General features: G+C 70.6%; 22 protein-coding genes. 7 read left to right on the top strand and 15 right to left on the bottom strand.

Annotated features, from left to right (window positions below):
- Positions 1–17: 17 nt before the first annotated feature.
- The 4 genes from AC07RV_RS37860 to AC07RV_RS37845 form a co-directional block, all read right to left on the bottom strand.
- On the bottom strand, positions 18–1,400 hold the full coding sequence (locus AC07RV_RS37860; RefSeq protein ID WP_296781515.1) for a sensor histidine kinase: 1,383 nt from the start codon (positions 1,398–1,400) through the stop codon (positions 18–20).
- The gene (locus tag AC07RV_RS37855) at positions 1,397–2,053 is read right to left on the bottom strand and encodes a response regulator (protein WP_057593551.1); all 657 of its coding nucleotides are present in this window, start codon (positions 2,051–2,053) and stop codon (positions 1,397–1,399) included. The genes AC07RV_RS37860 and AC07RV_RS37855 overlap by 4 nt, the downstream gene beginning before the upstream one ends.
- Before the next feature lie 194 nt (positions 2,054–2,247).
- Positions 2,248–3,381, bottom strand: coding sequence for a winged helix DNA-binding domain-containing protein (locus AC07RV_RS37850; protein ID WP_296781514.1), 1,134 nt, complete (start codon positions 3,379–3,381; stop codon positions 2,248–2,250).
- Positions 3,348–4,148: a pseudouridine synthase gene (locus AC07RV_RS37845; RefSeq protein ID WP_057593553.1), complete on the bottom strand. Its 801-nt coding sequence runs from the start codon at positions 4,146–4,148 to the stop codon at positions 3,348–3,350. Before AC07RV_RS37845 ends, AC07RV_RS37850 begins: the two co-directional genes overlap by 34 nt.
- 206 nt (positions 4,149–4,354) lie before the next feature.
- Between AC07RV_RS37845 and AC07RV_RS37840 the strand changes: the two genes are divergently transcribed.
- The 6 genes from AC07RV_RS37840 to AC07RV_RS37815 all read left to right on the top strand — a co-directional run bounded on the left by AC07RV_RS37840 (position 4,355) and on the right by AC07RV_RS37815 (position 10,756).
- A complete protein-coding gene (locus AC07RV_RS37840) occupies positions 4,355–5,428 on the top strand; it encodes a bifunctional nicotinamide-nucleotide adenylyltransferase/Nudix hydroxylase (protein WP_296781513.1) in 1,074 nt (357 codons plus the stop codon).
- Between the two features lie 72 nt (positions 5,429–5,500).
- Positions 5,501–6,946, top strand: a complete 1,446-nt coding sequence (locus AC07RV_RS37835) for a nicotinate phosphoribosyltransferase (RefSeq protein WP_296781512.1) — start codon at positions 5,501–5,503, stop codon at positions 6,944–6,946.
- Between the two features lie 331 nt (positions 6,947–7,277).
- Positions 7,278–8,426 (top strand): MGDG synthase family glycosyltransferase, encoded by a 1,149-nt coding sequence (locus tag AC07RV_RS37830; protein WP_296781511.1) that lies wholly within the window; start codon positions 7,278–7,280, stop codon positions 8,424–8,426.
- Positions 8,423–8,914: a hypothetical protein gene (locus tag AC07RV_RS37825; protein WP_093355197.1), complete on the top strand. Its 492-nt coding sequence runs from the start codon at positions 8,423–8,425 to the stop codon at positions 8,912–8,914. Before AC07RV_RS37830 ends, AC07RV_RS37825 begins: the two co-directional genes overlap by 4 nt.
- Complete coding sequence (locus AC07RV_RS37820) at positions 8,911–9,513, top strand: dual specificity protein phosphatase family protein (RefSeq protein ID WP_296781510.1); 603 nt, start codon at positions 8,911–8,913, stop codon at positions 9,511–9,513. The genes AC07RV_RS37825 and AC07RV_RS37820 overlap by 4 nt, the downstream gene beginning before the upstream one ends.
- 112 nt (positions 9,514–9,625) lie before the next feature.
- The gene (locus AC07RV_RS37815) at positions 9,626–10,756 is read left to right on the top strand and encodes a zinc-binding dehydrogenase (protein ID WP_296781509.1); all 1,131 of its coding nucleotides are present in this window, start codon (positions 9,626–9,628) and stop codon (positions 10,754–10,756) included.
- Positions 10,757–10,804: 48 nt separating this feature from the next.
- On the opposite strand, the gene fusA is transcribed toward AC07RV_RS37815, so the two are convergent.
- The 11 genes from fusA to rrtA form a co-directional block, all read right to left on the bottom strand.
- A complete protein-coding gene (fusA, locus tag AC07RV_RS37810; RefSeq protein WP_296781508.1) occupies positions 10,805–12,823 on the bottom strand; it encodes an elongation factor G in 2,019 nt (672 codons plus the stop codon).
- A gap of 719 nt (positions 12,824–13,542) precedes the next feature.
- On the bottom strand, positions 13,543–14,235 hold the full coding sequence (gene kdpE / locus AC07RV_RS37805; protein WP_093355193.1) for a two-component system response regulator KdpE: 693 nt from the start codon (positions 14,233–14,235) through the stop codon (positions 13,543–13,545).
- Positions 14,236–14,240: 5 nt separating this feature from the next.
- Entirely contained in the window at positions 14,241–16,994 is a 2,754-nt protein-coding gene (locus tag AC07RV_RS37800; RefSeq protein WP_296781507.1) for a DUF4118 domain-containing protein, read from the bottom strand.
- A gap of 12 nt (positions 16,995–17,006) precedes the next feature.
- Positions 17,007–17,156 carry a hypothetical protein gene (locus AC07RV_RS37795; RefSeq protein WP_296781506.1) on the bottom strand — a complete coding sequence of 50 codons (150 nt, stop codon included), beginning with the start codon at positions 17,154–17,156 and terminating at the stop codon, positions 17,007–17,009.
- Positions 17,146–17,553: a hypothetical protein gene (locus AC07RV_RS37790; protein WP_093355188.1), complete on the bottom strand. Its 408-nt coding sequence runs from the start codon at positions 17,551–17,553 to the stop codon at positions 17,146–17,148. Before AC07RV_RS37790 ends, AC07RV_RS37795 begins: the two co-directional genes overlap by 11 nt.
- A gap of 54 nt (positions 17,554–17,607) precedes the next feature.
- Entirely contained in the window at positions 17,608–18,189 is a 582-nt protein-coding gene (gene kdpC / locus AC07RV_RS37785; protein ID WP_093355185.1) for a potassium-transporting ATPase subunit KdpC, read from the bottom strand.
- 12 nt (positions 18,190–18,201) lie between these two features.
- Complete coding sequence (gene kdpB, locus AC07RV_RS37780; RefSeq protein WP_093355182.1) at positions 18,202–20,298, bottom strand: potassium-transporting ATPase subunit KdpB; 2,097 nt, start codon at positions 20,296–20,298, stop codon at positions 18,202–18,204.
- Between the two features lie 13 nt (positions 20,299–20,311).
- Entirely contained in the window at positions 20,312–22,117 is a 1,806-nt protein-coding gene (kdpA, locus tag AC07RV_RS37775; protein WP_208509084.1) for a potassium-transporting ATPase subunit KdpA, read from the bottom strand.
- 1 nt (position 22,118) lies between these two features.
- The gene (kdpF, locus tag AC07RV_RS37770; RefSeq protein WP_057593567.1) at positions 22,119–22,217 is read right to left on the bottom strand and encodes a K(+)-transporting ATPase subunit F; all 99 of its coding nucleotides are present in this window, start codon (positions 22,215–22,217) and stop codon (positions 22,119–22,121) included.
- Positions 22,214–22,336: a hypothetical protein gene (locus AC07RV_RS37765; RefSeq protein ID WP_256223059.1), complete on the bottom strand. Its 123-nt coding sequence runs from the start codon at positions 22,334–22,336 to the stop codon at positions 22,214–22,216. Before AC07RV_RS37765 ends, kdpF begins: the two co-directional genes overlap by 4 nt.
- Before the next feature lie 121 nt (positions 22,337–22,457).
- Positions 22,458–23,054 (bottom strand): rhombosortase, encoded by a 597-nt coding sequence (rrtA, locus tag AC07RV_RS37760; protein ID WP_296781505.1) that lies wholly within the window; start codon positions 23,052–23,054, stop codon positions 22,458–22,460.
- A gap of 134 nt (positions 23,055–23,188) precedes the next feature.
- Here rrtA and AC07RV_RS37755 point away from each other — a divergent pair, with 134 nt between their 5' ends.
- Entirely contained in the window at positions 23,189–25,321 is a 2,133-nt protein-coding gene (locus AC07RV_RS37755; RefSeq protein ID WP_296781504.1) for a M14 family zinc carboxypeptidase, read from the top strand.
- The last annotated feature ends 4 nt before the right edge of the window (positions 25,322–25,325 follow it).

Here is a 25,325-nt window from a genome sequence, read left to right as displayed (position 1 = left end):
CGCCGCGTGAGGGCCTGCTACGGCTTGTCGGCCTCGGGCTCGGCCGGCAGGTGCACGCGCGCGCGCAGGCCGCGTCCGTCCTCGCGGTTGCTCAGCTCGATGCGCAGCCCGTTGCGCTCGGCCGCGGTGCGCGCGATCGCGAGCCCGAGCCCGCTGCCGCCAGCGGCGGCGCCCGGCACGCGGAAGAAGCGGTCGAACACGCGCGCCATTGCATCGGCCGGAATGCCCGGCCCGTTGTCGAGCACGTCCACCACGCCGTGGCCGCTCACCGCATGCAGCTTGACGTCGACCACGCCGCCCTCGGGCGCATAGCGCAGCGCGTTGTCGATCAGGTTGTCGAACACGCTGCGCAGCTCGGCCGCGGGCGCGAACACCACGGGCGCGATGCTGCCCTCGAAGCCCACGTCGACCTGGCGCGCATCGGCCAGCACCATGAGCTGGCTCACGCTCTCGCGCAGCAGCACCTCGATGTCGACCGCCTCGCGCGCGGTCGCGCGGCGCGGCGCGTCCTGGCGCGAGAGGCTCAGCAGCTGCTCGATCAGGTGCTTGGCGCGCGTCACGCCGGCCTCGAGCTGGTTGAAGCGCTCGGTGGCCTCGCCGGCCGGGATGTGCGAGCGCAGGTTCTCGATCTGCAGGCCGATCGCGGCCATCGGCGTGCGCAGTTCGTGCGCGGCGTCCTGCACGAAGCGGCGCTGCGTGGCGAAGGCGCTGCGCACGCGGCCCAGCAGATGGTTGAAGGAGGCCACCAGCGGCGCGATCTCGTCGGGCACGCGCGCCAGCGGCAGGTCGGTGGGACTGCGCTCGTCCTGCGAGGCCACGTCGCGCGCCACCGCGCGCAGCGAGCGCGAGGCGGCCGAGACGATCAGCCACAGCGCGAGCAGCGCCACCGGCAGCAACAGCGTGATCGGCAGGCCCTCGAGCAGCGCGCGGCGCAGGGCGCGCTGGCGCCGGTAGTCCTCGTTCTGCAGCACCTGCACGCGCCGCTGGTCGGCATGCGTGCCGGGCTCGGCCGTGAAGGCGCGCCAGTGGGCCCAGGGCTGCGGCCCGGTGCGCAGGTCGCCGAAGCCCGGGCGCGGCTGCAGCGGCATCGGCAGGTCGGGCCAGGAGCTGCTGAGCAGCCGGCTGCCGTCGGGGCTCCAGATCTGCACCACGAAGGCGCCGTGCTCGAGCACGGCATCGCTGTTCAGCAGGCGCGGCGTGCGCGACTGGTCGCCGCCCGCATACGACTCGGCCACCAGCCGCATCTGGTCGTCGAGCGCGTTGTGCACCAGATTGCCGTAGGCCAGGAACGAGAACCAGGCCGTGAGCACCGCCGCCGCGAGGTGCAGCGTGATGAGCCACAGCAGCAGCTGGGTGCGCAGCGAACGCGGCCGGCGCCAGCCGCCCTTGTCCGCCGTCACGCGGCGACGCGCCAGCCGAGACCGCGCACGTTGCGGATCGACTCGGCGCCGAGCTTGCGGCGCATGCCGTGGATCAGCACATCGATCGCGTTGCTCGTGACCTCCTCGCCCCAGCCGTAGATGCGGTTCTCGAGCTGCTCGCGCGAGAGGATCGCACCCGGGCGTTCGAGCAGCGCATGCAGCAGCGCGAACTCGCGCGCGGTCAGCGCCTCGCGGTTGCCGTTGACCACCACCTCGCGCGTCGTGAGGTCGAGCTGCAGAGCGCCGCTGCCCACCAGCGAATGCGCGGCGCCGTCGCGGCGGCGCACGATGGCACGCATGCGCGCGAGCAGCTCGCGGAATTCGAAGGGCTTGAGCAGGTAGTCGTCGGCGCCGAGATCGAGGCTGTGGATGCGGTCATCGAGGCCGTCGCGCGCCGTGAGCACCAGCACCGGCGTGGCATCGCCGCGCTCGCGCGCGCGGCGCAGCACCTCGGTGCCGTCCTGGCGCGGCAGGCCCAGGTCGAGCAGCACGCAGGTGTAGCCGCCGTCGCCGAGCGCGCTCTGCGCGAGCTCGCCGTCGCGCACCCAGTCGGCCGACCAGCCCGCGCCCTCGAGCGCCTGTTTCAGGCTGCGCCCGATCATTTCATCGTCTTCCACCAGCAGAACGCGCATCGCAGCGACTCCTCATATCACGCAGAAAGCGCCGCACCGCCTTGCGGCACGGCCGTGCGCCAGGGGGCGTCGGGTCCGGGCCGCAAGGTAGCACGCGAACGGGATGATCGGTAGTGCCTGCGCCGCGGCGCAGACTAAGGGCGAATACTTAGACGGTGCTTAGGCGCCGTACCGCCCGAGGGGTCAGGCGCCGCTCAGGCAACGGGCCGCGCGACGCGCACCGCATGGCGCTCGCCGGGCGCGTCGGCGGTGAAGGCCAAGAGGCGCAGCGCCTCCTGCTCGGCGCCCTCGCGCCCGGCCGAGGGCCAGCGCGCGAAGGGTTCGAGCACGGCGGTGGCGGCGCCCTTCGCGCGCTCGATCTTCCAGGTGCCGGCGACGAAGCCGTCGATCAGCACCGTGCCGCGCACGATGCCGTTGAGGGTGAACACGCGCGGGCGATGCGCCTCGTCGAGCACGCGGGCGCGGTCGTCGTGCGCGAGCAGCAGACTGTCCCACTCGGCGAGCAGGCGCGGCGGCGCGGGCGTCGCTTCGTCGGGACGCGGCGCGCGCGGCAGGTCGAACAGCGTTTCGCCCTGCGGGCCCTCGAAGCGGCGCAATCGCGTACCGAGGCGCTCGGCTACGGCCTTCCAGCCCGTGAGGCCCGACCACGCACCGGCATCGGCCAGGGTCGCGGGACCGAAGGCGGCGAGGTAGCGCAGCAGCAGGTCGTCCTGCGTGGCAGCGCCCTGCTCTTCTTCCTCCTTGCCGAGCCAGGTGCCGAGCCGCTGCAGCAGCGCGTTCTGGTGCGAATTCCAGCTGCCCGCGGGCGGCAGGTGCACCAGCGGCAGGTTGTTGCGGATCAGGCCGGCGAGCGAGGCCGGTTCGCTGCGGGGCCAGCGTTCGAGCAAGGCTTGGCCGAGCTCGGTACTCGTATGCGCACGCTGCTCAAATAACTCGCGCGCCATGGCCAGCGCCTCTGCACGGTCGACGCCTTCGAGCGCGCGCTTGTGATTGCCCAGCAGACCGCGCTGGTGCGCCGCATCGAGCAGCGGCCGCCAGGCCAGCGCATCGCGCGCGCTCACCAGGTGCAGGGTCGCGCGCATCATCGACAGCCGCACCACGCGGCGCCGGCGCAGCGCCTCGGTCAGCGCTTCGCGCGGGAAATCCTCGAGCCGGCTCCAGAGGCCGACATAGGGCGGATTGGGGGCCTGCGCCTGCAGCCCCGCGAGGCGCTCGATGGCCTGCGCGACCGGCAGGCGCTGGCGCGCCAGCAGCATCTGCCGCGCCAGCGTGGCGCGGTTCAGCGCGCGCAGGCTCAGAACTTCTCGTGCGGTGCCAGGTAGCGCCATTGACCCAGCGGCAGGTTGCCGAGCATGACCTTGCCGATGCGCACGCGCTTGAGGCCCACCACCTTGAGGCCGACCAGCTCGCACATGCGGCGGATCTGGCGCTTCTTGCCTTCGGTCAGCACGAAGCGCAGCTGCTCGGGGTTCTGCCATTCGACGCGCGCGGGCTTGAGCGCCTGGCCGTCGAGGCTCAGGCCGTGGCGCAGCTTGGCGAGCATCGCGGGCGGGAACACGGCCTGCACGTTGGTCGTGACCGGGTCGTCGTCGTCCATACGCACCAGCTGGCCGGTGGGCGCGGGCTGGCCCAGGCCGTGGTAGGCCACGCGCACCAGGTACTCCTTCTCCATCGTCGAGTCCTCGCCGATCAGCTGGCGCGCGACGCGGCCGTCCTGCGTCATCACCAGCAGGCCGATGGAATCGATGTCGAGCCGGCCGCAGGGCGCGAGGCCGCGCAGCTGCTGCGGGTTGAAGAAGAAGCGCGCGTTGTCCTCGGCCCAGCGGTTGGCGGGCGTGAACAGCGTGACCGCGGGCTCGTGGCCGTCCTCGGCCTGGCTGCTGACGTAGCCGATGGGCTTGTTGATGAGGATGGTGACCTGGTTGGCCTGCTGGCCCTTGGCCGCCTTGTCGATCTCGATGCGGTCGGCGGGCGTGACCTTGACGCCCATCTCGGCCGGCTTGCCGTTGACCTTGACCCAGCCGTTGGCGATCCATTCGTCGGCCTCGCGGCGCGAGCAGATCTTGAGTTCGGCCATGCGCTTGTTGAGCCGCATGGGGCCGTCGGCCGAGGCCTGCGCGGACTGCGGCGCGGGTGCGCGGCGAAAGGAGGACGGACCGTTGGAAGGAGGAGGCGCGGGCATGGCCGATTATCGCCAGCGCGCAAGGCGTAAGCCTTTTGTCCGGCTTGCGCCGCCTGCGAGGCCGGTGCTATCGTGGCGGCAAGCGCGAGTTGATCGCGCCCTTTTTGGGGGATTCCCAAATGAGCACCACACGCAAGTACCACTACGCCATCGTCATCGGGCGCTTCCAGCCCGTCCACTTCGGTCACCAGAGACTCATCGAGGAAGCCGCCCGCGCGGCCGATCGCGTGATCGTGGTGGTCGGCTCCGACCGCACGCCGCGCAGCGTCAAGAACCCCTTCACCTTCGACGAACGCGAACGCATGGTGCGCGCCTGCCTGCGCGGCGGCGACCAGATGCGCGTGAGCGTGGTCGGCGTCGGCGATTCGCCCTACAACGACCAGCTGTGGATCGCGTCGATCCAGTCGGCGGTCGAGCGGCTGATCCTGCAGGACGGCCTCGCGCCCGCGCAGGCCCGGGTCGCGCTGGTGGGGCACCTGAAGGACGCCTCCAGCTACTACCTCAAGCTGTTCCCGCACTGGGAGTTCGTGGGCCAGCACAACGTCGAGAGCCTCAACGCCACCGACGTGCGAAACCTCTACTTCGACCCCGAGAACCGCGGCCAGCTCGCGCACGCCGACCTGCCCGAGGGCAGCGCGGCCTTTCTCGAACGCTTCACCTCGACGGCCGACTATGCCGAGCTCTGCGAGGAGCGCGCCTTCCTCGCCGACTACCGCGACAAGTACCGCTACGCGGGCAGCGACTTCCCGCCGATCTACACCACGGTCGACGCGGTGGTGGTCGAGGCCGGCCACATCCTGATGGTGCAGCGCAAGTTCCATCCGGGGCGCGGCACCTGGGCGCTGCCCGGCGGCTTCGTGGGCCAGCAGGAGCGGCTGCTCGATGCGGCGGTGCGCGAACTCAAGGAGGAGACGCGTCTCAAGGTGCCGGTGCCCGTGCTCCACGGCAGCATGAAGGGCAGCCACGTGTTCGACGCACCCGAGCGCTCGCAGCGCGGCCGCACCATCACGCACGGCTTCTTCTTCGAGCTCGCGCACAACCAGTGGGCGGGCCTGTCGGACGTGCGCGCCGACGACGACGCGGCCGCGGTGCGCTGGGTGCCGATCGCCGAATTCCTCGGCATGCAGGAGCGGGTCTACGAAGACCACTTCTTCATCGCCAATCATTTCCTGGGTGGCCTGGGCAAGTCCTGAGAGAACTCGCCCCGGGCCTTGTCAGCAAGTACGGCCCCGGTTGACGGGTGCCACCGTGAAAGGAGCTTTCACATGAACCGCACGCTCTCTCCCTCCCTCGGCAGCAACCTGCTGCTGCGCACCGACTCCTACAAGGTGTCGCACTGGATGCAATACCCGCCGGGCACGCAGACGGTGTTCAGCTACATCGAGTCGCGCGGCGGGCTCTTCAGCCATTCGCTGTTCTTCGGGCTGCAGGCCTATCTGCGCGAATATCTGCAGACGCCGGTGACGCGCGACGACGTGGACGAGGCCGCCGCGCTGATGGCGGTGCACGGCGAGCCCTTCAACCGCGAAGGCTGGCTGCGGCTGATCGAGAAGCACGGCGGGCTGATGCCGGTGCGCATCCGCGCGGTGCCCGAGGGCAGCGTGCTGCCGGTGCACAACGTGCTCGCGACGATCGAGAACACCGACCCCGAGTTCTTCTGGGTCACGAGCTTCCTCGAGACCGAGCTGCTGCGCGCGATCTGGTATCCGACCACGGTGGCGACGGTCTCGGCCGCGGCCAAGACGACCTTGCTGCGCTACCTCGAGGCCACCTGCGACGATCCGCAGGGCCAGATCGCGTTCAAGCTGCACGACTTCGGCGCGCGCGGGGTCTCGAGCCTGGAGTCGGCCGCGCTCGGCGGGATGGCGCACCTGGTCAACTTCATGGGCACCGACACGCTGAGCGCGCTGCTGGCCGCGCGCCGCTACTACGACTGCGACGTGGCGGGCTTCTCGATCCCCGCGGCCGAGCACAGCACCATCACGGGCTGGGGCCGCGAGCACGAGGCCGATGCCTATCGCAACATGGTGGCGCAGTTCGGCAAGCCGGGCGCGATCTTCGCGGTAGTGAGCGACAGCTACGACATCTTCAACGCCTGCGCCCGCCTGTGGGGCGATGCGCTGCGCGAGCAGGTGATCCGCTCGGGCGCGACGCTGGTGGTGCGCCCCGACTCGGGCGACCCGGCCGAGACGACGCTGAAGGTGGCGCAGATCCTGGCCGAGCGCTTCGGCACGACCACCAATGCCAAGGGTTTCCGGGTGCTGAACAACGTGCGCATCATCCAGGGCGACGGGGTGACGCTCGACTCGTTGCGGCTGTGCCTGTCCAATTTCTTCCACAACGGCTTCTCGGCCGAGAACATCGCCTTCGGCATGGGTGGCGGGCTGCTGCAGCAGGTGAACCGCGACACCATGCAATGGGCGATGAAGTGCTCGGCGATGCAGGTCGACGGCGAATGGCGCGACGTCTACAAGGCGCCCGTGGGCGACACGAGCAAGACCTCGAAGAAGGGGCGGCTGGTGCTGGCTGCTTCCGCCGATGGCGAAGTGCGTACGCAACGTGCCGGGCAAGTTCTGGAGCCTGGGCAGGTGGATCTGCTCGAGACTGTGTATGAGAACGGGCGGATCGTTCGGGAGTCTGGCTTCGAAGGGATCCGTGGACTTGCCGCTTCTGGCGTTGGGCGGTTGGTTACTTCTCGGGCGCCGCTCTGACTCTTTGTTGCGGCCGGGGGCGCGTGCACAGGACAGCGGGTACTTCCCTCCGCGAATGTCCCCCGCCTTCGGCTCCTCCTTTATTTCGCTGCGGGAAGCACCCACTGCCCTGTGCACGTGGGCGCAGTCGTTGTGCTGGCCGGTTCAACCGTCCTGCGCCAGGCTCACGTCGATGGTGTGCTCCCCGCAGCGAAATAAAGGAGGAGCCCGAAGGGCGGGGGACATTCGCGGAGGGGAGCACGCCGTCGGCGTGAGCCCACCCCGGCGCCCCGGACCCCGGTTCCCGCACTGCCACAAGCCCTAGCCATAATCCGCGCAGACCGCCGAACACATGACCAAACTCCTGATCCTCAGCGTGAGCGCGGGCAACGGCCACGTGCGGGCCGCCCAGGCCCTCGCCGCCACCGCCCAATCCCTCAGCCCGCCCTGCCCGGCGGTCCACATCGACGCCATGGCCCACGTGCCCGCGGGCTTTCGCAAGGTCTACACCGACTGGTACATCCAGCTCGTGAACCGCGCGCCCGAGCTCTGGTCGTACCTGCACCAGCGCACCGACGTCACGCCGCACCACGCGCCCTCGCAGCGCATGCGCCGCGGCATCGAGCGGCTGAGCACCGTCGCGCTGGTGCGCGAGATCCGGCGCGAGAAGCCCGATGCGGTGATCTGCACCCACTTCCTGCCGGCCGAGCTGCTGATGCGCGAGCGTAACCGCGGGCGCATCGAGTATCCGGTGTGGCTGCAGGTCACCGACTACGACCTGCACAACATGTGGCTGGTGCCGGGCATGACCGGCTACCTCGCGGCCACCGAGGAGGTCGCGTTCCGGCTGCGCGCGCGCGGCATCCCGCCCGAGCGCATCCACGTCACCGGCATTCCCGTCATGCCCGCCTTCTCCGAACCCGATGCGCTGGAGCGCGACGCCTGCGCCGCCGCGCTCGGCCTCGATCCCGCGCGGCCCGTGCTGCTGATGGTCTCGGGCGGCGCCGGCGTGGGCGATCTCTCGAGCATGGTCGAGCGCGTGCTCGCGCTCGGCGCCGGCGACGAACCCGGCGGCCGCTTCCAGGTGATCGCCGTGGCCGGCCGCAATGCCGAGATGCACGGTCGGCTGCAGGCCCTCGCGGCGCGCCATCCGGGCTGCGTGGTGGCCGTAGGTTTCACCAACGAGATGCACAAGCTCATGGCCGCGTCCGACCTCGTCGTCACCAAGCCCGGCGGCCTCACGGTCTCCGAATGCCTCGCGCTCGGCAAGCCCATGCTGCTGATCTCGCCGATCCCCGGCCAGGAGGAGCACAACGCCGGCTTCCTGATGGAGGAAGGCGCGGGCTGGCTCGCCTACGACGCCATCGGCCTCGAGTACAAGGTCGCGCGGCTGATGGCCGATCCGGCCAAGCTCGCCCACATGGCCCAGCGCAGCAAGGCGCTGGGCAAGCCACGGGCCGCGCGCGCGGTGCTCGATCGCGTGCTGGGGCCCTCCGCATGAGCTGGCGCAACGAAGACCGGCCCACCGTGGGCCGCACGCTGGTGTACCTGCTCTGGGTCGTCACCATGGCCTTCTTCTTCGCCAACGCCGAGATCCAGATCGAGGGCGGCGCCGGCTGGGCCACCTCGCTGCCGACCTGGCGCATCGAGAACAGCATCTGGCTCGACATCTTCTGGGGCGGCCGCGCGATGACCGGCTACCACGCCTGGGTCTTCACCTTCATGGCGCTGGTGTTCTTCTCGCCGCTGGCCTTCTCGGGCCGCTGGAAGCTGCGCGACTGGGGCCTCGCGCTCGCGGGCCTGATCGTGTTCTGGGTCTGCGAGGACTTCCTCTGGTTCCTCATCAACCCGGCCTTCGGCTGGGACAACTTCAACCCCACCAAGGCCTTCTGGCACAAGCACTGGATGTGGGGCGCGCCGGTCGATTACTGGGGCGGCCTCGCGGTCGCCGCGCTGATCCTGGTGCGCCGGCACTGGCCGCGCCGATGAGCCGCGCGAACATCGTGCGCCGCATGCGCGAGGCCCGCCGGGCGCAGCGCGAGGCGCAGGCCGCGCCCGTGGAGCGGCCCGACCACTGGGCCGATCCGCTCGATGCGCTGGGCGTGGAGAACCTGCACCGCCTCACGCCCACGCTCTACCGCAGCGCCCAGCCGCGCGCGAAAGACGTGGCGGCGCTGCAGTCGCTCGGCATCCGCACCGTGGTCAGCCTGCGTTCCTTCAACGACGACCGCAAGGTGTTCGCGGGCCATGGCATGCGGCTGGTGCGCGTGCCGATCAACACCTGGGACATCGACGATGCGAAGGTGCAGCGCGCGCTGCACGCGATCCTCGACGCCGAACGGCACGGGCCGGTGCTGATCCACTGCATGCACGGCGCCGACCGCACCGGTGTCGTCTCCGCCGTCTACCGCATGGCGCTGCAGGGCTGGGACAAGGAGGCCGCGCGCCAGGAGATGCTGCGCGGCGGCTACGGCTACCACACGCTGTGGCGCAACATCCCGCGCTACATCGAGCGCGTGGACCCCGGGAAGATGCGCCACGCGCTGGCCCAGGCACCCGCGACAGCGGCGGTTCCGGGGCTGTCCTGAAGGCGCCAGCAGGCTTCGCGGCCCGCTCCTATACTGGCCCGCGCCGGCCCCCGGCGGCCGGTCGCACCCACCTTCCGCACACGCTTCATCCGCTTCACAAGGGGCATCCGCCATGGCACTCCAACTGCGTTCCCTCGTCCGTTCGAACGGCGAGCTCGAGCTCTCGCTGCACGACGAACCCATCCCCGAACCGCAGGCCCACGAGGTCGTGATCCGCGTCGAGGCTTCGCCGATGAACCCCTCGGACCTCGGCCTGCTGTTCGGTGCCGCCGACATGACGACCGCCAAGGCCTCGGGCAGCGCCGAGCGCCCGGTCGTCACCGCCACCGTGCCCGAGCGCGCGCGCCCCGCGATGGCGGGCCGGCTCGACCAGTCGATGCCCGTGGGCAACGAGGGCGCGGGCACGGTCGTGAAGGCCGGGTCTTCGCCCGAGGCCCAGGCCCTGCTCGGCAAGACCGTGGCCGCGATCGGCGGCGCCATGTACTCGCAGTACCGCGCGGTGGCCGTCGCGCAATGCCTCGAACTGCCCGAAGGCACCGCGCCGGCCGATGGCGCGTCGTGCTTCGTCAATCCGCTGACCTCGCTCGGCATGGTCGAGACCATGAAGCGCGAAGGCCATACCGCACTGGTCCACACGGCCGCCGCCTCCAACCTCGGCCAGATGCTCAACAAGATCTGCCAGAAGGACGGCATCGCGCTCGTCAACATCGTGCGCAAGCCCGAGCAGGAAGCGCTGCTGCGCGGCCTCGGCGCCAAGTACGTCTGCAACGCCGCCTCGCCCACCTTCCTCGACGATCTCACGCAGGCCCTGGTCGAGACCGGCGCCACGCTGGCCTTCGACGCTACCGGCGGCGGCAAGCTCGCGGGCCAGATCCTCGGCTGCATGGAAGCCGCGCTCAACCGCACCGCCAAGGAATACAGCCGCTACGGCTCGACCACGCACAAGCAGGTCTACATCTACGGCGGCCTCGACCGCGGCCCGACCGAGTTCGTGCGCAACTTCGGCATGGCCTGGGGCATGGGCGGCTGGCTGCTGTTCCCGTTCCTGCAGAAGCTCGGCGCCGAAGGCACGCAGCGGCTGCGCGCACGCGTGGTGGCCGAGCTCAAGACCACCTTCGCGAGCCGCTACACGCGCGAGGTCTCGCTGACCGAGGCGCTGCAGCTCGATGCGATCGGCGTCTACGGCAAGCAGGCGACGGGCGAGAAGTTCCTGCTCAATCCCAACAAGGGCATCGCGGCCTGAGATAGACGAAAAAAAAGGGCGACCCTCGCGGGTCGCCCTCTGGGGCCGTCAACGTTTCACGAGGCCCGCCATCTCGCCCGCAGGCACCACGGCGTAGTGGTCGAACTGCATCGCGTACTGCGCGCGGCCCGAGGACAGCGCACGCAGGTTGCCGATGTAGCCGAACATCCGCGCCAGCGGCACATGGGCCTCGACCACGATCGCGTTGCCGCGCATCGCCTGGCCGCGCACCATGCCGCGCCGCCGGTGCAGGTCGCCGATGCAGTCGCCCACGTGCTCGGCGGGCGTGGTCACTTCCACGGCCATCACCGGCTCGAGCAACTGCGGTCCGGCCTGCGCCGCCGCTTCGCGGAAGGCCGCGGCGGCCGCGAACTCGAAAGCCATCGCCGACGAGTCGCGTTCATGGTGGCTGCCGTCGAGCAGCGTGGCCACGAAGTCCACGCAGGGATAGCCGGCCAGCACGCCCGACTGCGCGGCACGGCGGATGCCGGCCTCGATCGCGGGGATGAACTCGCGCGGGATCGCGCCGCCCACCACCCGGTTCTCGAACGCGATGCCTTCGCCGCGCCCGCGCGGGGCGATGCGCAGCTTCAGTTCCGCGAACTGGCCCTGGCCGCCGTTCTGTTTCCTGTGCACATGGTGCACCTCCGTTTCCTTCGATACCGTTTCACGGCAGGCGACCTGGGGCCGTCCCACCGACACTTCGACGCCGAAGCGCTCGCGCAGCTTCTCGATCGAGACCTCGAGCTGCAGCTCGCCCATGCCCGACACGATGGTCTGGCCCGACTCGGCGTCCTGCCGCAGCCGCAGGCTCGGGTCCTCGCGCAGCAGCACCTGCAGTGCCTTCGCGAGCGCCTGCTGGTCGGCCTGCGCCTTCGGCTCGATCGCGACGTGGAGCACGGGCTCGGGCACGCCGATCTGTTCGAGCTGCACCGGATGCTGCCGGTCGCACAGCGTGTGGCCGGTCAGCGTGTCCTTCAGCCCGACGATGCCGGCGATGTCGCCGGCCACCAGTTCGTCGCGTTCGATGCGGTCGCTCGCCTGCACCTCGTACAGCCGTGCCGCGCGCTCGATGCGGCCGGTGGTGGCGTCGAGCATGCTGTCGCCGCGCCGCAGCCGGCCGCTGTAGACACGCACGAACACCATCGCGCCGTGGTCGTCGCTGGCCACCTTGAACGCCAGCGCCGCGAACGGCGCCTGCGGATCGCAGGGCAGCGCCACCTCGCCGGGCTTCGGCAGCCAGTCGACGATGGCGTCGAGCAGCGGTTCCACGCCGCGGTTGCGGAAGGCCGAGCCCGCGAGCACGGGCACGAAGGCACCGGCCAGCACGCCCTTGCGGATGCAGTCGCGCAGCACCTCGGCCGGGAGCTCCTCGCCGTTCAGGTAGGCCAGCATCGCGGCCTCGTCCTGCTCGACGGCGAGCTCCACCAGCCGCGCGCGCTGTTGCAACACGGTGGCCATCAGCTCGGCGGGCACCTCGGTCACGCGGTATGGCCGGCTCGCATCGTCGAGGTCCCAGACCAGCGCGCGCAGGCCCAGCAGGTCGACCACGCCGCGGAAGTCGCCCTCCGCGCCGATCGGCCACTGCACCGCCACGGCCTTCACGCCCAGGCGTTCTTCCATCATCGCGACCACGCGCGGGAAGTCCGCGCCCAGGCGGTCGAGCTTGTTGACGAAGGCGATGCGCGGCACGCGATAGCGGTCCGCGAGGCGCCAGTTGGTCTCGGTCTGAGGCTCCACGCCGGCCACGCCGTCGAACACGACCACGGCCCCGTCGAGCACGCGCAGCGAGCGGTTCACCTCGATGTTGAAATCGATGTGGCCGGGCGTGTCGATCAGGTTGATCTGGGTCGCGTTCCACTGCAACGTGATGGCGGCGCTGCTGATGGTGATGCCACGCTTTCGCTCCTGCGCATCGAAGTCCATGCGCGCGGTGCCGCGGCTCACGTCGCCGATGCGATGGCTCTCGCCCGCGTAGAACAGGATGCGTTCGGTGGTGGTGGTCTTGCCGGCGTCGACGTGGGCAATGATGCCGATGTTGCGCAGGTTCCTGGTTGTGTGGGTCATGGCGAATCTTTCTTTCTCTGGCTCGAAGCACGGCTTCGAAAGCCTGGTGGGCATGTGCCGGCCCCCAGGCGGAAAGGATTCGCCTGAGGGCTAGCGACGAACGGTGTCGTGCAATCTGCTGATGCGGCGGCCGGAGCCCGGGCGCACGGAAGCCACGCTCCGGCGGAGGCGAATCGTGGCGATCAGCTTGTCGTAGGTACGCATGGCGATGAAGAAGTGAGAGGCGAAAAAGACAAAACCCCGGAGGACGGGCCTGCCGGGGTTTTCAGTACCGGAAGGCGCAACGCCTTCCGAACGCGATCGAAGGCGATGTCAGGTGGCGGTGAGGCCGGCTTCGATGGCTTGGGTGAATTTCATGGTGGGGCGGATTGTGGGTGTGCTCTTCAATCAAGACAAGCCTTGTTGTCTGGCTTGTTGGTTGGATGCCACTTTACGGACTGGGACGGGCTCACGCCGACGGGGTACTCCCCTCCGCGAATGTCCCCCGCCTTCGGCTCCTCCTTTATTTCGCTGCGGGGAGTACCCCATCGACGTGAGCCTGGACGCAATCGTGGTTGAACCGCTCGCACCACCGCTGCGTCCACGTGCACAGGGCAGTGGGTGCTTCCCGCAGCGAAATCAAGGAGGAGGCCGAAGGCCGGGGGACATTCGCGGAGGGAAGTACCCACTGTCCTGTGCACGCGCCCCGACTCGTCATCGGGTTTCAAGAAAGACGCGCCCTACACGACCAGCCGATACCCCACAGCAGTCTCGGTCAGCAGATGCCGCGGCTGCGCCGGATCGTCCTCGAGCTTCTGCCGCAGATGCCCCATGTAGATCCGCAGGTAGTGGCTCTGGTCCGTGTGCGACGGTCCCCAGACCTCGCGCAGCAGCTGGCGCTGCGTCAGCACGCGCCCCGCGTTCGCGGCCAGCACCGACAGCAGCCGGTACTCGGTCGGCGTGAGGTGCACCTCGGCACCCGCGCGGCGCACGATGCGCGCGGCGCGGTCGAGCTCGATCTCGCCGAAGCGGAACAGCGCCTCGGGCACCTCCTCGCTGCTGGCCGCGCGCGGACGCCGCAGGTTGGCGCGCACGCGCGCGAGCAGTTCGCCGGTGCCGAAGGGCTTGGTCAGGTAGTCGTCGGCGCCGGCGTCGAGCGCGGCGATCTTGTCGGCCTCGTCGCTGCGCGCCGACAGCACGATGATCGGCACCGCCGACCAGCCGCGCACGTCGCGGATCAGCGAGACGCCGTCGCCGTCGGGCAGGCCCAGGTCGAGCACCAGCAGGTCGGGCTGGCGCGTGCCGGCCGCGGCGAGGCCGTCGCGCAGCGTGCCGGCCTCGTGCACCAGCCAGCCCTCGGCCTCGAGCGCGCCGCGCACGAAGCGGCGGATCTGCGGCTCGTCCTCGATCACGATGGCGGTGGGGGCTGGCATGGGGGTCAGAGCGGGGCTTCGGCCGGTTCGGGCGGCTCCCGGCGCGGGAGCGTGACCGTGAATTCTGCACCGCCGCCGCGCGCGTTGGCGGCCACGATCTCGCCGCCATGGGCGCTCACCACCGCCTTGCAGATCGCCAGGCCCAGCCCCACGCCCGGCGTGGCCGATTCGACCTCGCCGCGCGTGAACTTGTCGAACAGCTTCTGCTCGTGGCCCAGCAGCGCCGCGGGCAGGCCCGGGCCGTGGTCGCGCACGCTCAGCACCAGCGTGCCGGGCTCGGCGCGCGCGCCCACCACGATCGGCGGCGCGCCGTACTTGGTGGCGTTCTCGAGCAGGTTCACCAGCACGCGCTCGATCAGCACCGCGTCGAACTCGACCAGCGGCAGCTCGGCATCGAGCGCGGTCTGGACCACGGTGGCGCCGAGCGCGGTGCGCGCCGCGCGGATGGCCGAACCCACCACCTCCTCGACCGACTGCCAGTCGCGCCGCAGGTTGACCGCGCCGCCCGCGATGCCGCTCTCGAGCCGCGCCATGTCGAGCAGGTTGTTGACCAGCGCATGCAGCTCGTGCGCCTGCGCGACGATCGCGCGCGCCGCCTCGGCGTGTTCTTCCGCCGGCAAGGTCTGCAGCGATTCGGCCAGCGCGATCAGCGCGGTCAGCGGCGTGCGCACGTCGTGCGAGATCGCGCCCAGCAGCGCGTTGCGCAGCCGCTCCGATTCGATCTCGACCACCGCCTGCTGCGCCACCTCCACGTAGTGCACGCGCTCGAGCGCGATCGCGATCTGCCGCGCCAGCGTGTCGAGCTGCTGCGCCTGCTCGGGGATCAGCAGCCAGCGCGGCTGCGCCGGCTCGAGCGCGAGCACGCCGCGCACGCGCATCGGCGCCTGCAGCGGCACGTAGTGCCAGGGTTGCGCGGCCAGGGTGGCGGTGGCGAGACCCGCGCTCTGGCCATGGCGGAAGGCCCAGTCGGCCACCTGCGCGTCGAAGCCCGGCGGCGGATCGGCCGGCGCCACCAGCTGGTCGGCGGCATCGGTCACCAGCACCAGCGCATGGCCGCCGAAGTGGCCCTGCACCGCGGCCGCGCCGAGCGCGACCACCTGCGTGCTCTCGAGCGCGGCCGAGAGCTCGCGCGTGAGCTCGAACAGCGAGCGCGCGCGGCGCTCGCGGCTGGTCGACACGCCGGCCGCGAAGCGCAGCCCGGCCGTGAGCTGGCCCACCAGCAGGCCTACGCCCAGCATGATCGCGAAGGTCAGCACGTACTGCACGTCGCTGACCGCGAACGACAGCCGCGGCGGCACGAAGAAATAGTCGAAGGCCGCGACGTTGAGCAGCGCCGCCAGCGCCGAGGGCCCGCGCCCGAAGCGCATCGCCACGCCCACCACGCCGAGCAGGAACAGCATCACGATGTTCGACAGCTCGAGCACGCCGGTCAGCGGCGTGCACAGCAGCGTGAGCGCCACGCTGGTGGCCGCGGCCCAGGCATAGCCGGGCCAGTGGATCGGCGCCTTCTCGTGGTCGTCGCTGTCGATGCGCGCACCCGCCAACGGCGAGCGCGACAGCCGGCGCGCGCTGTCGGCGCGGCCCACCTCGAGGATGTCGAGCGCCGGCGCCAGCTGCGCGAGCGCGCGCGCCAGCGGCACCTGCGCCGCCATCCACAGGCGGCGCCAGCCGGTGGCCGGCTCGGCGCGCCCGAGCACCAGCGTCGCGCAGTTGAGCCGGCGCGCCTGCTCGGCGAGCTGCTCGGCCACGTCGGAACCGGTGAGCACCGCGGTGGCCGCGCCCAGCTCCTCGGCCAGCTGGAGCACCGCGAGGATGCGGTCGCGCTCGGCCGCGGCCAGCCGCTGCAGCCGCGGGGTTTCGACGTACACGGCATGCCAGCGCACGTTGAGCTGGCCCGCGAGCCGCGCCGCGGTGCGCACCGTCTGCGCCGCGCCCTCGTGCGGGCCGACGCACGCGAGGATCGCGCCCGAGGTGTGCCAAGCCTGCAGGCCGGTGCCCTTGCCGTGGCCGCCGGCGCCCGGGCCCGACTGCTCGATGCGCCAGCCGCGCACGTCGTCCTCCACGTGCTCGGCGGTGCGGCGCAACGCGATCTCGCGCAGCGCGATCAGGTTGCCCTTGCGGAAGAAGTTCTGCGCCGCGCGCTCGGCCTGCTGCGGCAGGTAGACCTTGCCGGCCGCGAGCCGCGCCGTGAGCTCGTCGGGCGTGACGTCGACCAGCACCACCTCGTCGGCCTCGTCGAGCACCGAGTCGGGCACGGTCTCGTGCACCCGCACGCCGGTGATCGCGCCGACCGTGCCGTTGAGGCTCTCGAGGTGCTGCACGTTGAGCGCCGACCAGACCTCGATGCCGGCGGCCAGCAGCTCCTGCACGTCCTGCCAGCGCTTGGCATGGCGCGAGCCGGGCGCGTTGGTGTGGGCCAGCTCGTCGACCAGCAGCACGGCGGGCTGGCGCGCCAGCGCGGCATCGAGGTCGAACTCGGCCAGCGTGCGGCCGCGGTAGGCGATCTCGCGCAGCGGCAGGGCATCGAGCCCCGCCAGCAGCGCGGCGGTCTCGCCGCGGCCGTGGGTCTCGACCACGCCGATCAGCACGTCGCGCCCGGCCTTGCGCTCGCGCTGCGCGGCGCTCAGCATGGCCCAGGTCTTGCCCACGCCGGCGCTGGCGCCGAAGTAGATGCGCAGCTTGCCGCGCCGCGCGCGCGCCTCGTCGCTGCGCAGCTGGGCGATCAGCGCGTCGGGGTCGGGGCGGGACAGCTCGCTCATCGGGAACGCAGGTTAGCGCATCGGCTCATCGGCGGGACCGTCCTTGCGCCGGGCGCGGTGCTCGTGGCGCCGCGCGGTGCGCGACAGCACCAGCCAGGCGAAGCCCAGCGGCACGAACAGCGCCGCCAGCGCGAGCAGCGCATGGAACCAGTCAGTGGCCATGGCGCAGTCCGCAGCGCGCGAGGTGCTCGCGCCAGCTCACCAGCCGGCCGATCTCGCCCGAGGGCACGCATTCGATCAGCCGGTGCAGCACGTCGGCGTAGCTGCGCATCGGCAGGCGGATCATCAGCCGCACGCAGGGCGCGTCGCTCTCCTGCGAGCTGCAGCCGTGCAGCAGCGGTTCGCAGCGCACCACGCCGGCGTCGGCGCAGCCGGCCAGGCTGCGGCGCACGCGCAGCGCGTCGGCACAGCTGACGGTGACGTCGAGCACGTGGAAGCTGTCGCCGCCGGCCTTGCGGGCAGCGGCCGGCACCGGCGCCGCCGTGGCGGCGATCGCGGCACCGGCCGCGGCGGGACTTCGGAAATACACGGGATGTTCACGGTAAGCGGCGTAGGCCATACAGGTCTCCTTTGCCTGGATCTGCTTTGCGGGTTGCGGGTTGCGATGCGGGGTTCAGCGCTTGTCGAGCGCGAGGTTCAGCGCCAGCACGTTCACGCGCGGCTCGCCGAGCAGCCCCCACAGCGGCTGCTGGGTCTGGCGATCGATCAGCGCGTTGACTTCCCCCAGCGGCAGGCCGCGCTCGCGCGCGACGCGCGGCGCCTGGTAGCGCGCCGCGGCCGGGCTGATGTCGGGGTCGAGGCCGCTGCCCGAGGCCGTCACCAGGTCGACCGGCACCGGCGCTGTGTTGCCCGGGTCGGCCGCGCGCAGCGCTTCCACGCGCGCCTTCACGGCGTCGGTCAGCGCGGGGTTCAGCGGACCCTGGTTCGCGCCGCCCGAGGCGCTCGCGTTGTAGGGCTGCGGCGCGGTGGCCGAGGGGCGGCCCCAGAAGTGCTTGGGGTCGCTGAAGTTCTGGCCGATCAGCTTCGAGCCGACGGTGGTGCCGTCGAGCACGATCAGGCTGCCGGCCGCCTGCGCGGGGAAGGCCGCCTTGGCGGCGCCGGTGACGGCCATCGGGTAGATCAGGCCGGTGAGCGCGCTCAGCAGCGCGAAGACGACGATGGCGGGGCGGACGATGCCGCCGGTGGTGTTGCTCATGATGGGGACTCCTCAGACCAGGTGAATGGCGACCAGCAGCCAGTCGATCAGCTTGATGCCGATGAAGGGAACGAGCAGGCCGCCCAGGCCGTAGATGGCGAGGTTGCGGCGCAGCAGCGCGGCGGCGCCCACCGGCCGGTAGCGCACGCCCTTGAGCGCCAGCGGGATCAGGAACACGATCACCAGCGCGTTGAAGATCACGGCCGACAGGATCGCCGACGACGGGCTCGCGAGGCGCATCACGTTGAGCGCCGCGAGCTGCGGATAGGTCGAGACGAAGATCGCGGGAATGATCGCGAAGTACTTCGCCACGTCGTTGGCGATCGAGAAGGTGGTCAGCGAGCCGCGCGTCATCAGCAGCGCCTTGCCGGTCTCCACCACCTCGAGCAGCTTGGTCGGGTTCGAGTCCAGGTCGACCATGTTGCCGGCCTCCTTCGCGGCCTGCGTGCCGCTGCCCATGGCCACCGCCACGTCGGCCTGCGCGAGCGCGGGCGCGTCGTTGGTGCCGTCGCCGGTCATCGCGACCAGCCGGCCCTCGGCCTGGTACTTGCGGATCAGCGCCAGCTTGTCCTCGGGCGTGGCCTCGGCCAGGAAGTCGTCCACGCCGGCCTCGGCCGCGATGGCGGCGGCGGTGAGCCGGTTGTCGCCGGTGATCATCACCGTCTTGATGCCCATGCGGCGCAGCTCGGCGAAACGCTCCTTGATGCCGGTCTTGACGATGTCCTTGAGCTCGACGATGCCGAGCACGCGGTCGCCCTCGGCCACCGCCAGCGGCGTGCTGCCGCGGCGCGAGGCTTCCTCGGAGGCGCGCAGCAGCTCGGGCGCCATCGTGCCGCCGAGCGCCTCGACGTGCCGGCGCACCGCCTCGACCGCGCCCTTGCGCAGCACGATGGGGTCGGTGTCCAGGCTGTTCGGCGCGGCCGGCAGGTCGACGCCGCTCATGCGGGTCTGCGCGGTGAAGGCCACGAAGCGCGCGTCCTCGACCGGCGCCGGTTCCAGCCCGTCGCGGCGCGCGAGCTCCACGATGCTGCGGCCCTCGGGCGTTTCGTCGGCCATCGAGGCCAGCATGGCGGCGCGCGCGAGGCGTGCCTTGGTGACGCCGGGCGCCGGCAGGAAGGCGCTGGCCTGGCGGTTGCCGTGCGTGATGGTGCCGGTCTTGTCGAGCAGCAGCACGTCGACGTCGCCGGCGGCTTCCACCGCGCGGCCCGAGGTCGCGATCACGTTGGCCTGCATCATGCGGCTCATGCCCGCCACGCCCACGGCCGACAGCAGGCCGCCGATGGTGGTGGGGATCAGGCACACCAGCAGCGCGACCAGCGCGGTCAGCGAGACCACCGTGCCGGCGCCCGCGGCTTCCACGCTGAACACCGAGAACGGCAGCAGCGTGACCGTGACCATCAGGAACACCAGCGTGAGCGCCACCAGCAGGATGGTCAGCGCGATCTCGTTGGGCGTCTTCTGGCGGCGCGCGGCCTCGACCATGCCGATCATGCGGTCGAGGAAGGACTCGCCCGGGTTCACCGCGATGCGCACCACCAGCCAGTCGGACAGCACGCGGGTGCCGCCGGTCACGGCCGAGAAGTCGCCGCCCGACTCGCGCACCACCGGTGCCGATTCGCCGGTGATGGCGCTCTCGTCGACCGAGGCCACGCCTTCGATCACCTCGCCGTCGAGCGGGACCACGTCGCCGGCCTCGACCAGCACCACGTCGCCCTTGCGCAGGTTGGGCGCCTGCTCCGGGAGCCACTTCGCATCGCGCTGCGGCTCGGCCAGCTTCTTGGCCCAGGTGTCCTTGCGCAGGCCGCGCAGCGAGGCGGCCTGGGCCTTGCTGCGGCCCTCGGCCAGCGCCTCGGCGAAGTTGGCGAACAGCACCGTGAACCAGAGCCACACGGTGACCGCGAGCACGAAGGTCGGCGACATGCCGGTGTCGCCCGGGAAGCTCAGCGTGTGGATCCACAGCAGCGTGGTGAGGATGCTCCCGATGTAGACGATGAACATCACCGGGTTGCGCCACTGGGTGCGCGGGTTCAGCTTGGCGAAGGCGCCGCGCAGCGCGGGGCGCACCAGTGCCGCGTCGAACAGCGACAGGGAAGTCTTGGTTGTGGTCATGACGTGCTCCTCCTTACTTCCAGAGCACCAGGTGCTCGACGATCGGCCCGAGGGCCAATGCCGGCACGTAATTGAGCAGACCGACCAGCAGCACGGTGCCGATCAGCAGGGAAACGAACAGCGGCCCGTGCGTGGGCAGCGTGCCGGCCGTGACCGGAAGACGCTTCTTGGCGGCCAGCGAACCCGCGATGGCGAGCACCGGCACGATCATCGCGAAGCGGCCGAACCACATCGCCAGGCCCAGCAGCGCGTTGTAGAAGGGCGTGTTGGCCGACAGGCCCGCGAAGGCGCTGCCGTTGTTGTTGGCGGCCGAGGTCAGCGCATAGAGGATCTCGGAGAAGCCGTGCGCGCCGGGGTTGGCGATGCCGGCCTTGCCCGCGCCCGAGACCACCGCGATGGCGGTGCCCACGAGCACCAGGATCGGCGTCACCAGGATCGCGATCGACAGCAGCTTCATCTCGCGCACCTCGATCTTCTTGCCGAGGTACTCGGGCGTGCGGCCGATCATCAGCCCGGCGATGAACACCGCGAGCATCGCGAAGATCAGCATGCCGTACAGGCCCGAGCCGACGCCGCCGAACACCACCTCGCCGAGCTGCATCAGCACCAGCGGCACCATGCCGCCGATCGGCGTCAGCGAGTCGTGCATGAGGTTGACCGCGCCGCACGAGGCGGCCGTGGTCACGGCGGCGAACAGCGCCGAGGCATCGATGCCGAAGCGCACTTCCTTGCCTTCCATGTAGCCGCCCGACTGCAGCGTGCTCGCGGCCTGGTCGACGCCCAGCGGGCCGAGCAGCGGATTGCCGGCCTGCTCGGCGGGCGTGAGCACCATCACCGCGACCACGAACATGATCGCCATCGCCGCGAACACCGCCCAGCCCTGGCGCATGTCGCCCACCACGCGGCCGAAGGTGAAGCACAGCGCCGCGGGGATCAGGAAGATCGCGAGCATCTGCAGCAGGTTCGACAGCGCGGTCGGGTTCTCGTAGGGATGCGCCGAGTTGGCGTTGAAGAAGCCGCCGCCGTTGGTGCCGATCATCTTGATCGCCTCCTGCGAGGCGACCGGGCCCATGGCCAGCGTCTGCGTCGTGGTGGTGGCGTCCTCCATCACCGGCGCGCCCTTGTCGTCCTTCAGCGGCTGGCCGTCGGGGCCGGCCTTGGGCTGCTGGAACGCGGTCGTCTCGAGCGTGGTCGCTGCCTTGTACTCGTCGAAGTTCTGGATCACGCCCTGGCCCACCAGCACCACCGCCAGCACGAAGGAGATCGGCACCAGCACCCACAGCGTGACGCGCACGATGTCGGCCCAGAAGTTGCCGACCAGGCCCTTGCCCTGGCCCTCGCCGCGGCGCGCGAAGCCGCGCACCAGCGCGAACGCCACCGCGATGCCGGTCGCGGCCGACACGAAGTTCTGCACCGTGAGGCCGAGCATCTGCGTGAGGTAGCTCATCGTCGACTCGCCCGCGTAGCCCTGCCAGTTGGTGTTGGCGACGAAGCTCACGGCGGTGTTGAAGGCCGAGTCGGGCGACACCGCGCCCATGCCGGCCGGGTTGAGCGGCAGCAGTCCCTGCAGCCGCTGCAGGCCGTAGACCACGATCGCGCCGACCGTGTTGAAGGCCAGCAGCGCCATCGCGTAGACGCGCCAGTTCATCGACTGCGCCGGCGCCACGCCGGCCAGCTTGTAGAACGGGGATTCGACGCGCGCCATCCAGCGCGGCACGCGTTCGTTGCACAGCGCCGCGAGGAACCTGCCGACCGGCCAGGCCAGCAGCAGGAGCAGCGCGAAGAAGAGGGCCAGCAGGCCCCAGGCCGAGGCGCTCATCTCAGAACTCCTCGGCGCAGATCAGCGCGAAAACCAGGTAGGCGAACAGCACCACGGCGATCAGCGCGCCGAAGCCGTAGAGGACGTCGAGGCCGATCACGATGCGTCTCCCTCTTTGGCTGCCGGCGGGTTCGGTCCCTCGAGCCGGTTCAGCCCGACGACCATGGCCGCCACCACGACCCATAGCGCCAGCAAGGCGCTCATCCAGACGATGTCCATGCATCACTCCTGCTATCAAAAAGATGAATTGCAGTCTCGGCAGATGCGCGTCAAAACGGGGGAAAGAGTCGGTGGGGGGCCGTAAAGAAAGCGTAAAAACGCCGCGCGCGGCGGCGTCGGATCAGGCGGGGGAACGGCTGCGCGGCGCCTGCGCGAGCACGAGCAGCACGGCGCATGCCGCGCCATAGAGATGCGCCTGCACCAGCACCTCGCCGCCGATCAGTGCACGCTGTGCCTCGGTGGGCTCGCTCCACAGCTGCCAGCCGATGCGGGCCGCCACGACGGCCAGTGCCAGCCGGGCCGGCAGGTCGCCGCGCCAGGCCTGCGGCGCGAGCACCCAGACGAACAGGCCGTACAGCACGCCCGACAGCCCCGCGTAGTCCGCGACCCGGGGCGATGCCACCAGCAGCAAGGCGCTCACGCCGAGCGCCAGCGCGACGAAGGCACCGGCCCAGGCGCGCGCGCCGGCGCGGTCCTTCGCGAACGCCGCGCACACGGCCAGCCCGCCGAGGTTCAGCAGGCAATGCGTCCAGCCGAGGTGCACCAGGTGCGCCGTGAGCAGGCGCCAGAGCTGGCCGCCGAGCACGGCCGAGCGCTCGTAGCGCAGCGCCTCGTAGACCGGCTCGCCGCCCGCCTGCAGCGCGAGCATCAGGCTCGCGAGCACGACGGGGCCGCGCCAGCGCGCGGGCACCGGCGAGGAGGACGGCGGGTCTTGCATGCGCGGCAGTGTATCGGCGCGACTTCCACAGCCTGCCCGCGCGCGGAATCCGGGTAATCACTATCGAACCCCGGCCGATGGGCCTTCAAGCTGTGGTCGGCCAATTTTTGTTCAACAAAACAAGGGGAATTGTCATGAGGATCAGTCATCGCATCTCACGTCCCACGCAATGGTCCATCGTGCTCGCCGCCGCCATCGCGGCCGGCCACCCGGTGTCGGCGCAATCGCCCGACACCGGCGACTGGGTCCAGGTCTATTCGATCGTCGTGCCCTACGCCAGCGACAACGATCTCAACGCCCTGACCCGGCTGCTCGACCATGCCTACGTGGACCAGAAGGCCCGCACGGTGTCGGCGGAGGTAGGCCCGGGCGAACTGGCGCAGCTGCGGATGCTGGGCCTCCCCGTGCAGATCAACGAGGCCGAGACGGCCCGGATCCGCGACTACATCACCAAGGGCGTGGGCAAGCAGGCCTCGCCCGCACCGGACACCACGCCGGGCACGAAGAAGATCTCCGACGGCGGTTCGCATGCGGCCTGCTACCGCACCGTCGGGCAGGTCTACAGCAGCTTCGACGAGCTGGCCGCCAAGTATCCGAAGCTGGTGAAGGTGCAGACGCTCGGCAAGACCTGGATGGGCGGCCAGTACCGGCAACCCGGCACGGACTCCGACAACAACACGAATTCGTCCTGGGTCAACCTGCTGGTCAAGTACCTGCCCGCGAGCGTTCTCAACACCTTCAACCTGAGCCTGTTTCCCACCGAGCCCTACCCGATCCGCGTGATCGTGGCCGGCAACTTCGAGAAGCAGGACGCGCAGGCGCAGAAGCCGCCGAACATGGTCTGGACCGGCGGCATCCATGCCCGCGAGTACGCCCCGCAGGAAGTCGGCATGAAGTACATCGAGTGGCTGCTCGACAACTACGAGACCGATGCGAACGCCCGCATGATGCTCGACACCAACCGCTACCACTTCGTCGTCCACAACCCCGACGGCCGCTCGATCGCCGAGCAGCAGATCACGGCCCGGCAGCGCAAGAACACCAACTACGCCACGGCCGCCTGCAGCACGGCGCGCAGCGGCGGGGTCGACCTGAACCGCAACTACCCCTTCGGCTGGCGCACGGGCGGGCCCGGGGCTTCCGACAACCAGTGCGCCGAGGACTATCGCGGCACCGCGGCCGTCTCCGAGCCCGAGACGCAGGTGGTGCTCGACTACGTGCGCGGCAGCTGGAACCAGGCCGCCTGCAAGTGGGAGGGCGGTGCGCTGCCCGACGGGCGACCCAAGAGCGCGACCTATTGCAACGCGCAGAACCGCGACAACGGCGGTGCCGGCGAATTCGACTGGAAGACCGGTGCCGACGAGAACTACGGCGGCGGGGTGTTCATCGACCTGCACAGCGCGGCGCGCGCCATCCTCTGGTCCTGGGGCGTGCGGCGCTCCGAGAACGAGAACAACATCCAGACGCCCAACAACCTCGGGCTGGCCACCATCGCGCAGCGCATGGCCTATCACAACAAGTATTCGGCGCAGCAGGTGCTCGGCTACGACACCGAGGGAACGACCAAGGACGCCGTCTACGGCTACCTGGGCGCGCCTTCGTACACGGTGGAGATGGGCCGCTCCTTCTACGAGAGCTGCGACAACTTCAACAAGGAGGTCTATCCCGAGAACTTCAACGGCTTCCACTACCTGAGCCGCGTGCTGTACCGGCCCTACCAGCTGCCGCAGGGACCGGACACGGTCGACGTGAAGATCGCCGCCGAGGCCGTGCAGGCGGGAACGAAGGCGCTCGTCACCGCGACCGTGGACGACAACCGCTACCTCTATTCGAAGCCTGGCCAGTCGGACATTCCGGCGCCGCCGGTGCCGGTCGTCAAGAAGATCAAGACGGCGCTGGCCTATGTCGGCAAGCTGCCGTGGGAGGCCGGCGCGGTCGGCATCCCGCTGGCGCTCTCGGCCTCGGACCAGGCCAGCCCCGGCCTCGAGGAAGCGACCCGGACCGCGAGCGGCATGCTCGACACCACGGGCCTCGCACCGGGCCGCCACATGGTCTACGTGCAGGGCATCAACGAGGACGACAAGCCCGGCTCGGTGTCGGCCGCGTTCCTGAACGTCAAGGCCGCGCCCGAGGTGACGCCGGAACAGCCGGTGATGCCGATCGCGTTCCCCTTCCGCAGGAGCGGCGGCGCGCTGGATCTGGTCGACCTGGCGCTGGCCGCGCTCGGCGTGGCGGGCCTGGTGGTCGCGCGCCGGCGTCGTCGCTGATCGC

This window comes from Variovorax sp. GW821-FHT09B01 (assembly GCF_059418345.1).
The sequence above is the reverse complement of the archived record's forward strand: the minus strand, read 5'-3'. Positions and strand labels throughout refer to the sequence as shown.

Coding starts and splice junctions, on each gene's coding strand:
- AC07RV_RS37855 (WP_057593551.1), bottom strand. CDS start 2,053: ATGCGCGTTCTGCTGGTGGAAGACGATGAAATGATCGGGCGCAGCCTG.
- AC07RV_RS37850 (WP_296781514.1), bottom strand. CDS start 3,381: ATGGCGCTACCTGGCACCGCACGAGAAGTTCTGAGCCTGCGCGCGCTG.
- AC07RV_RS37845 (WP_057593553.1), bottom strand. CDS start 4,148: ATGCGGCTCAACAAGCGCATGGCCGAACTCAAGATCTGCTCGCGCCGC.
- AC07RV_RS37840 (WP_296781513.1), top strand. CDS start 4,355: ATGAGCACCACACGCAAGTACCACTACGCCATCGTCATCGGGCGCTTC.
- AC07RV_RS37835 (WP_296781512.1), top strand. CDS start 5,501: ATGAACCGCACGCTCTCTCCCTCCCTCGGCAGCAACCTGCTGCTGCGC.
- AC07RV_RS37830 (WP_296781511.1), top strand. CDS start 7,278: ATGACCAAACTCCTGATCCTCAGCGTGAGCGCGGGCAACGGCCACGTG.
- AC07RV_RS37825 (WP_093355197.1), top strand. CDS start 8,423: ATGAGCTGGCGCAACGAAGACCGGCCCACCGTGGGCCGCACGCTGGTG.
- AC07RV_RS37820 (WP_296781510.1), top strand. CDS start 8,911: ATGAGCCGCGCGAACATCGTGCGCCGCATGCGCGAGGCCCGCCGGGCG.
- AC07RV_RS37815 (WP_296781509.1), top strand. CDS start 9,626: ATGGCACTCCAACTGCGTTCCCTCGTCCGTTCGAACGGCGAGCTCGAG.
- fusA (WP_296781508.1), bottom strand. CDS start 12,823: ATGACCCACACAACCAGGAACCTGCGCAACATCGGCATCATTGCCCAC.
- kdpE (WP_093355193.1), bottom strand. CDS start 14,235: ATGCCAGCCCCCACCGCCATCGTGATCGAGGACGAGCCGCAGATCCGC.
- AC07RV_RS37800 (WP_296781507.1), bottom strand. CDS start 16,994: ATGAGCGAGCTGTCCCGCCCCGACCCCGACGCGCTGATCGCCCAGCTG.
- AC07RV_RS37795 (WP_296781506.1), bottom strand. CDS start 17,156: ATGGCCACTGACTGGTTCCATGCGCTGCTCGCGCTGGCGGCGCTGTTC.
- AC07RV_RS37790 (WP_093355188.1), bottom strand. CDS start 17,553: ATGGCCTACGCCGCTTACCGTGAACATCCCGTGTATTTCCGAAGTCCC.
- kdpC (WP_093355185.1), bottom strand. CDS start 18,189: ATGAGCAACACCACCGGCGGCATCGTCCGCCCCGCCATCGTCGTCTTC.
- kdpB (WP_093355182.1), bottom strand. CDS start 20,298: ATGACCACAACCAAGACTTCCCTGTCGCTGTTCGACGCGGCACTGGTG.
- kdpA (WP_208509084.1), bottom strand. CDS start 22,117: ATGAGCGCCTCGGCCTGGGGCCTGCTGGCCCTCTTCTTCGCGCTGCTC.
- AC07RV_RS37765 (WP_256223059.1), bottom strand. CDS start 22,336: ATGGACATCGTCTGGATGAGCGCCTTGCTGGCGCTATGGGTCGTGGTG.
- rrtA (WP_296781505.1), bottom strand. CDS start 23,054: ATGCAAGACCCGCCGTCCTCCTCGCCGGTGCCCGCGCGCTGGCGCGGC.
- AC07RV_RS37755 (WP_296781504.1), top strand. CDS start 23,189: ATGAGGATCAGTCATCGCATCTCACGTCCCACGCAATGGTCCATCGTG.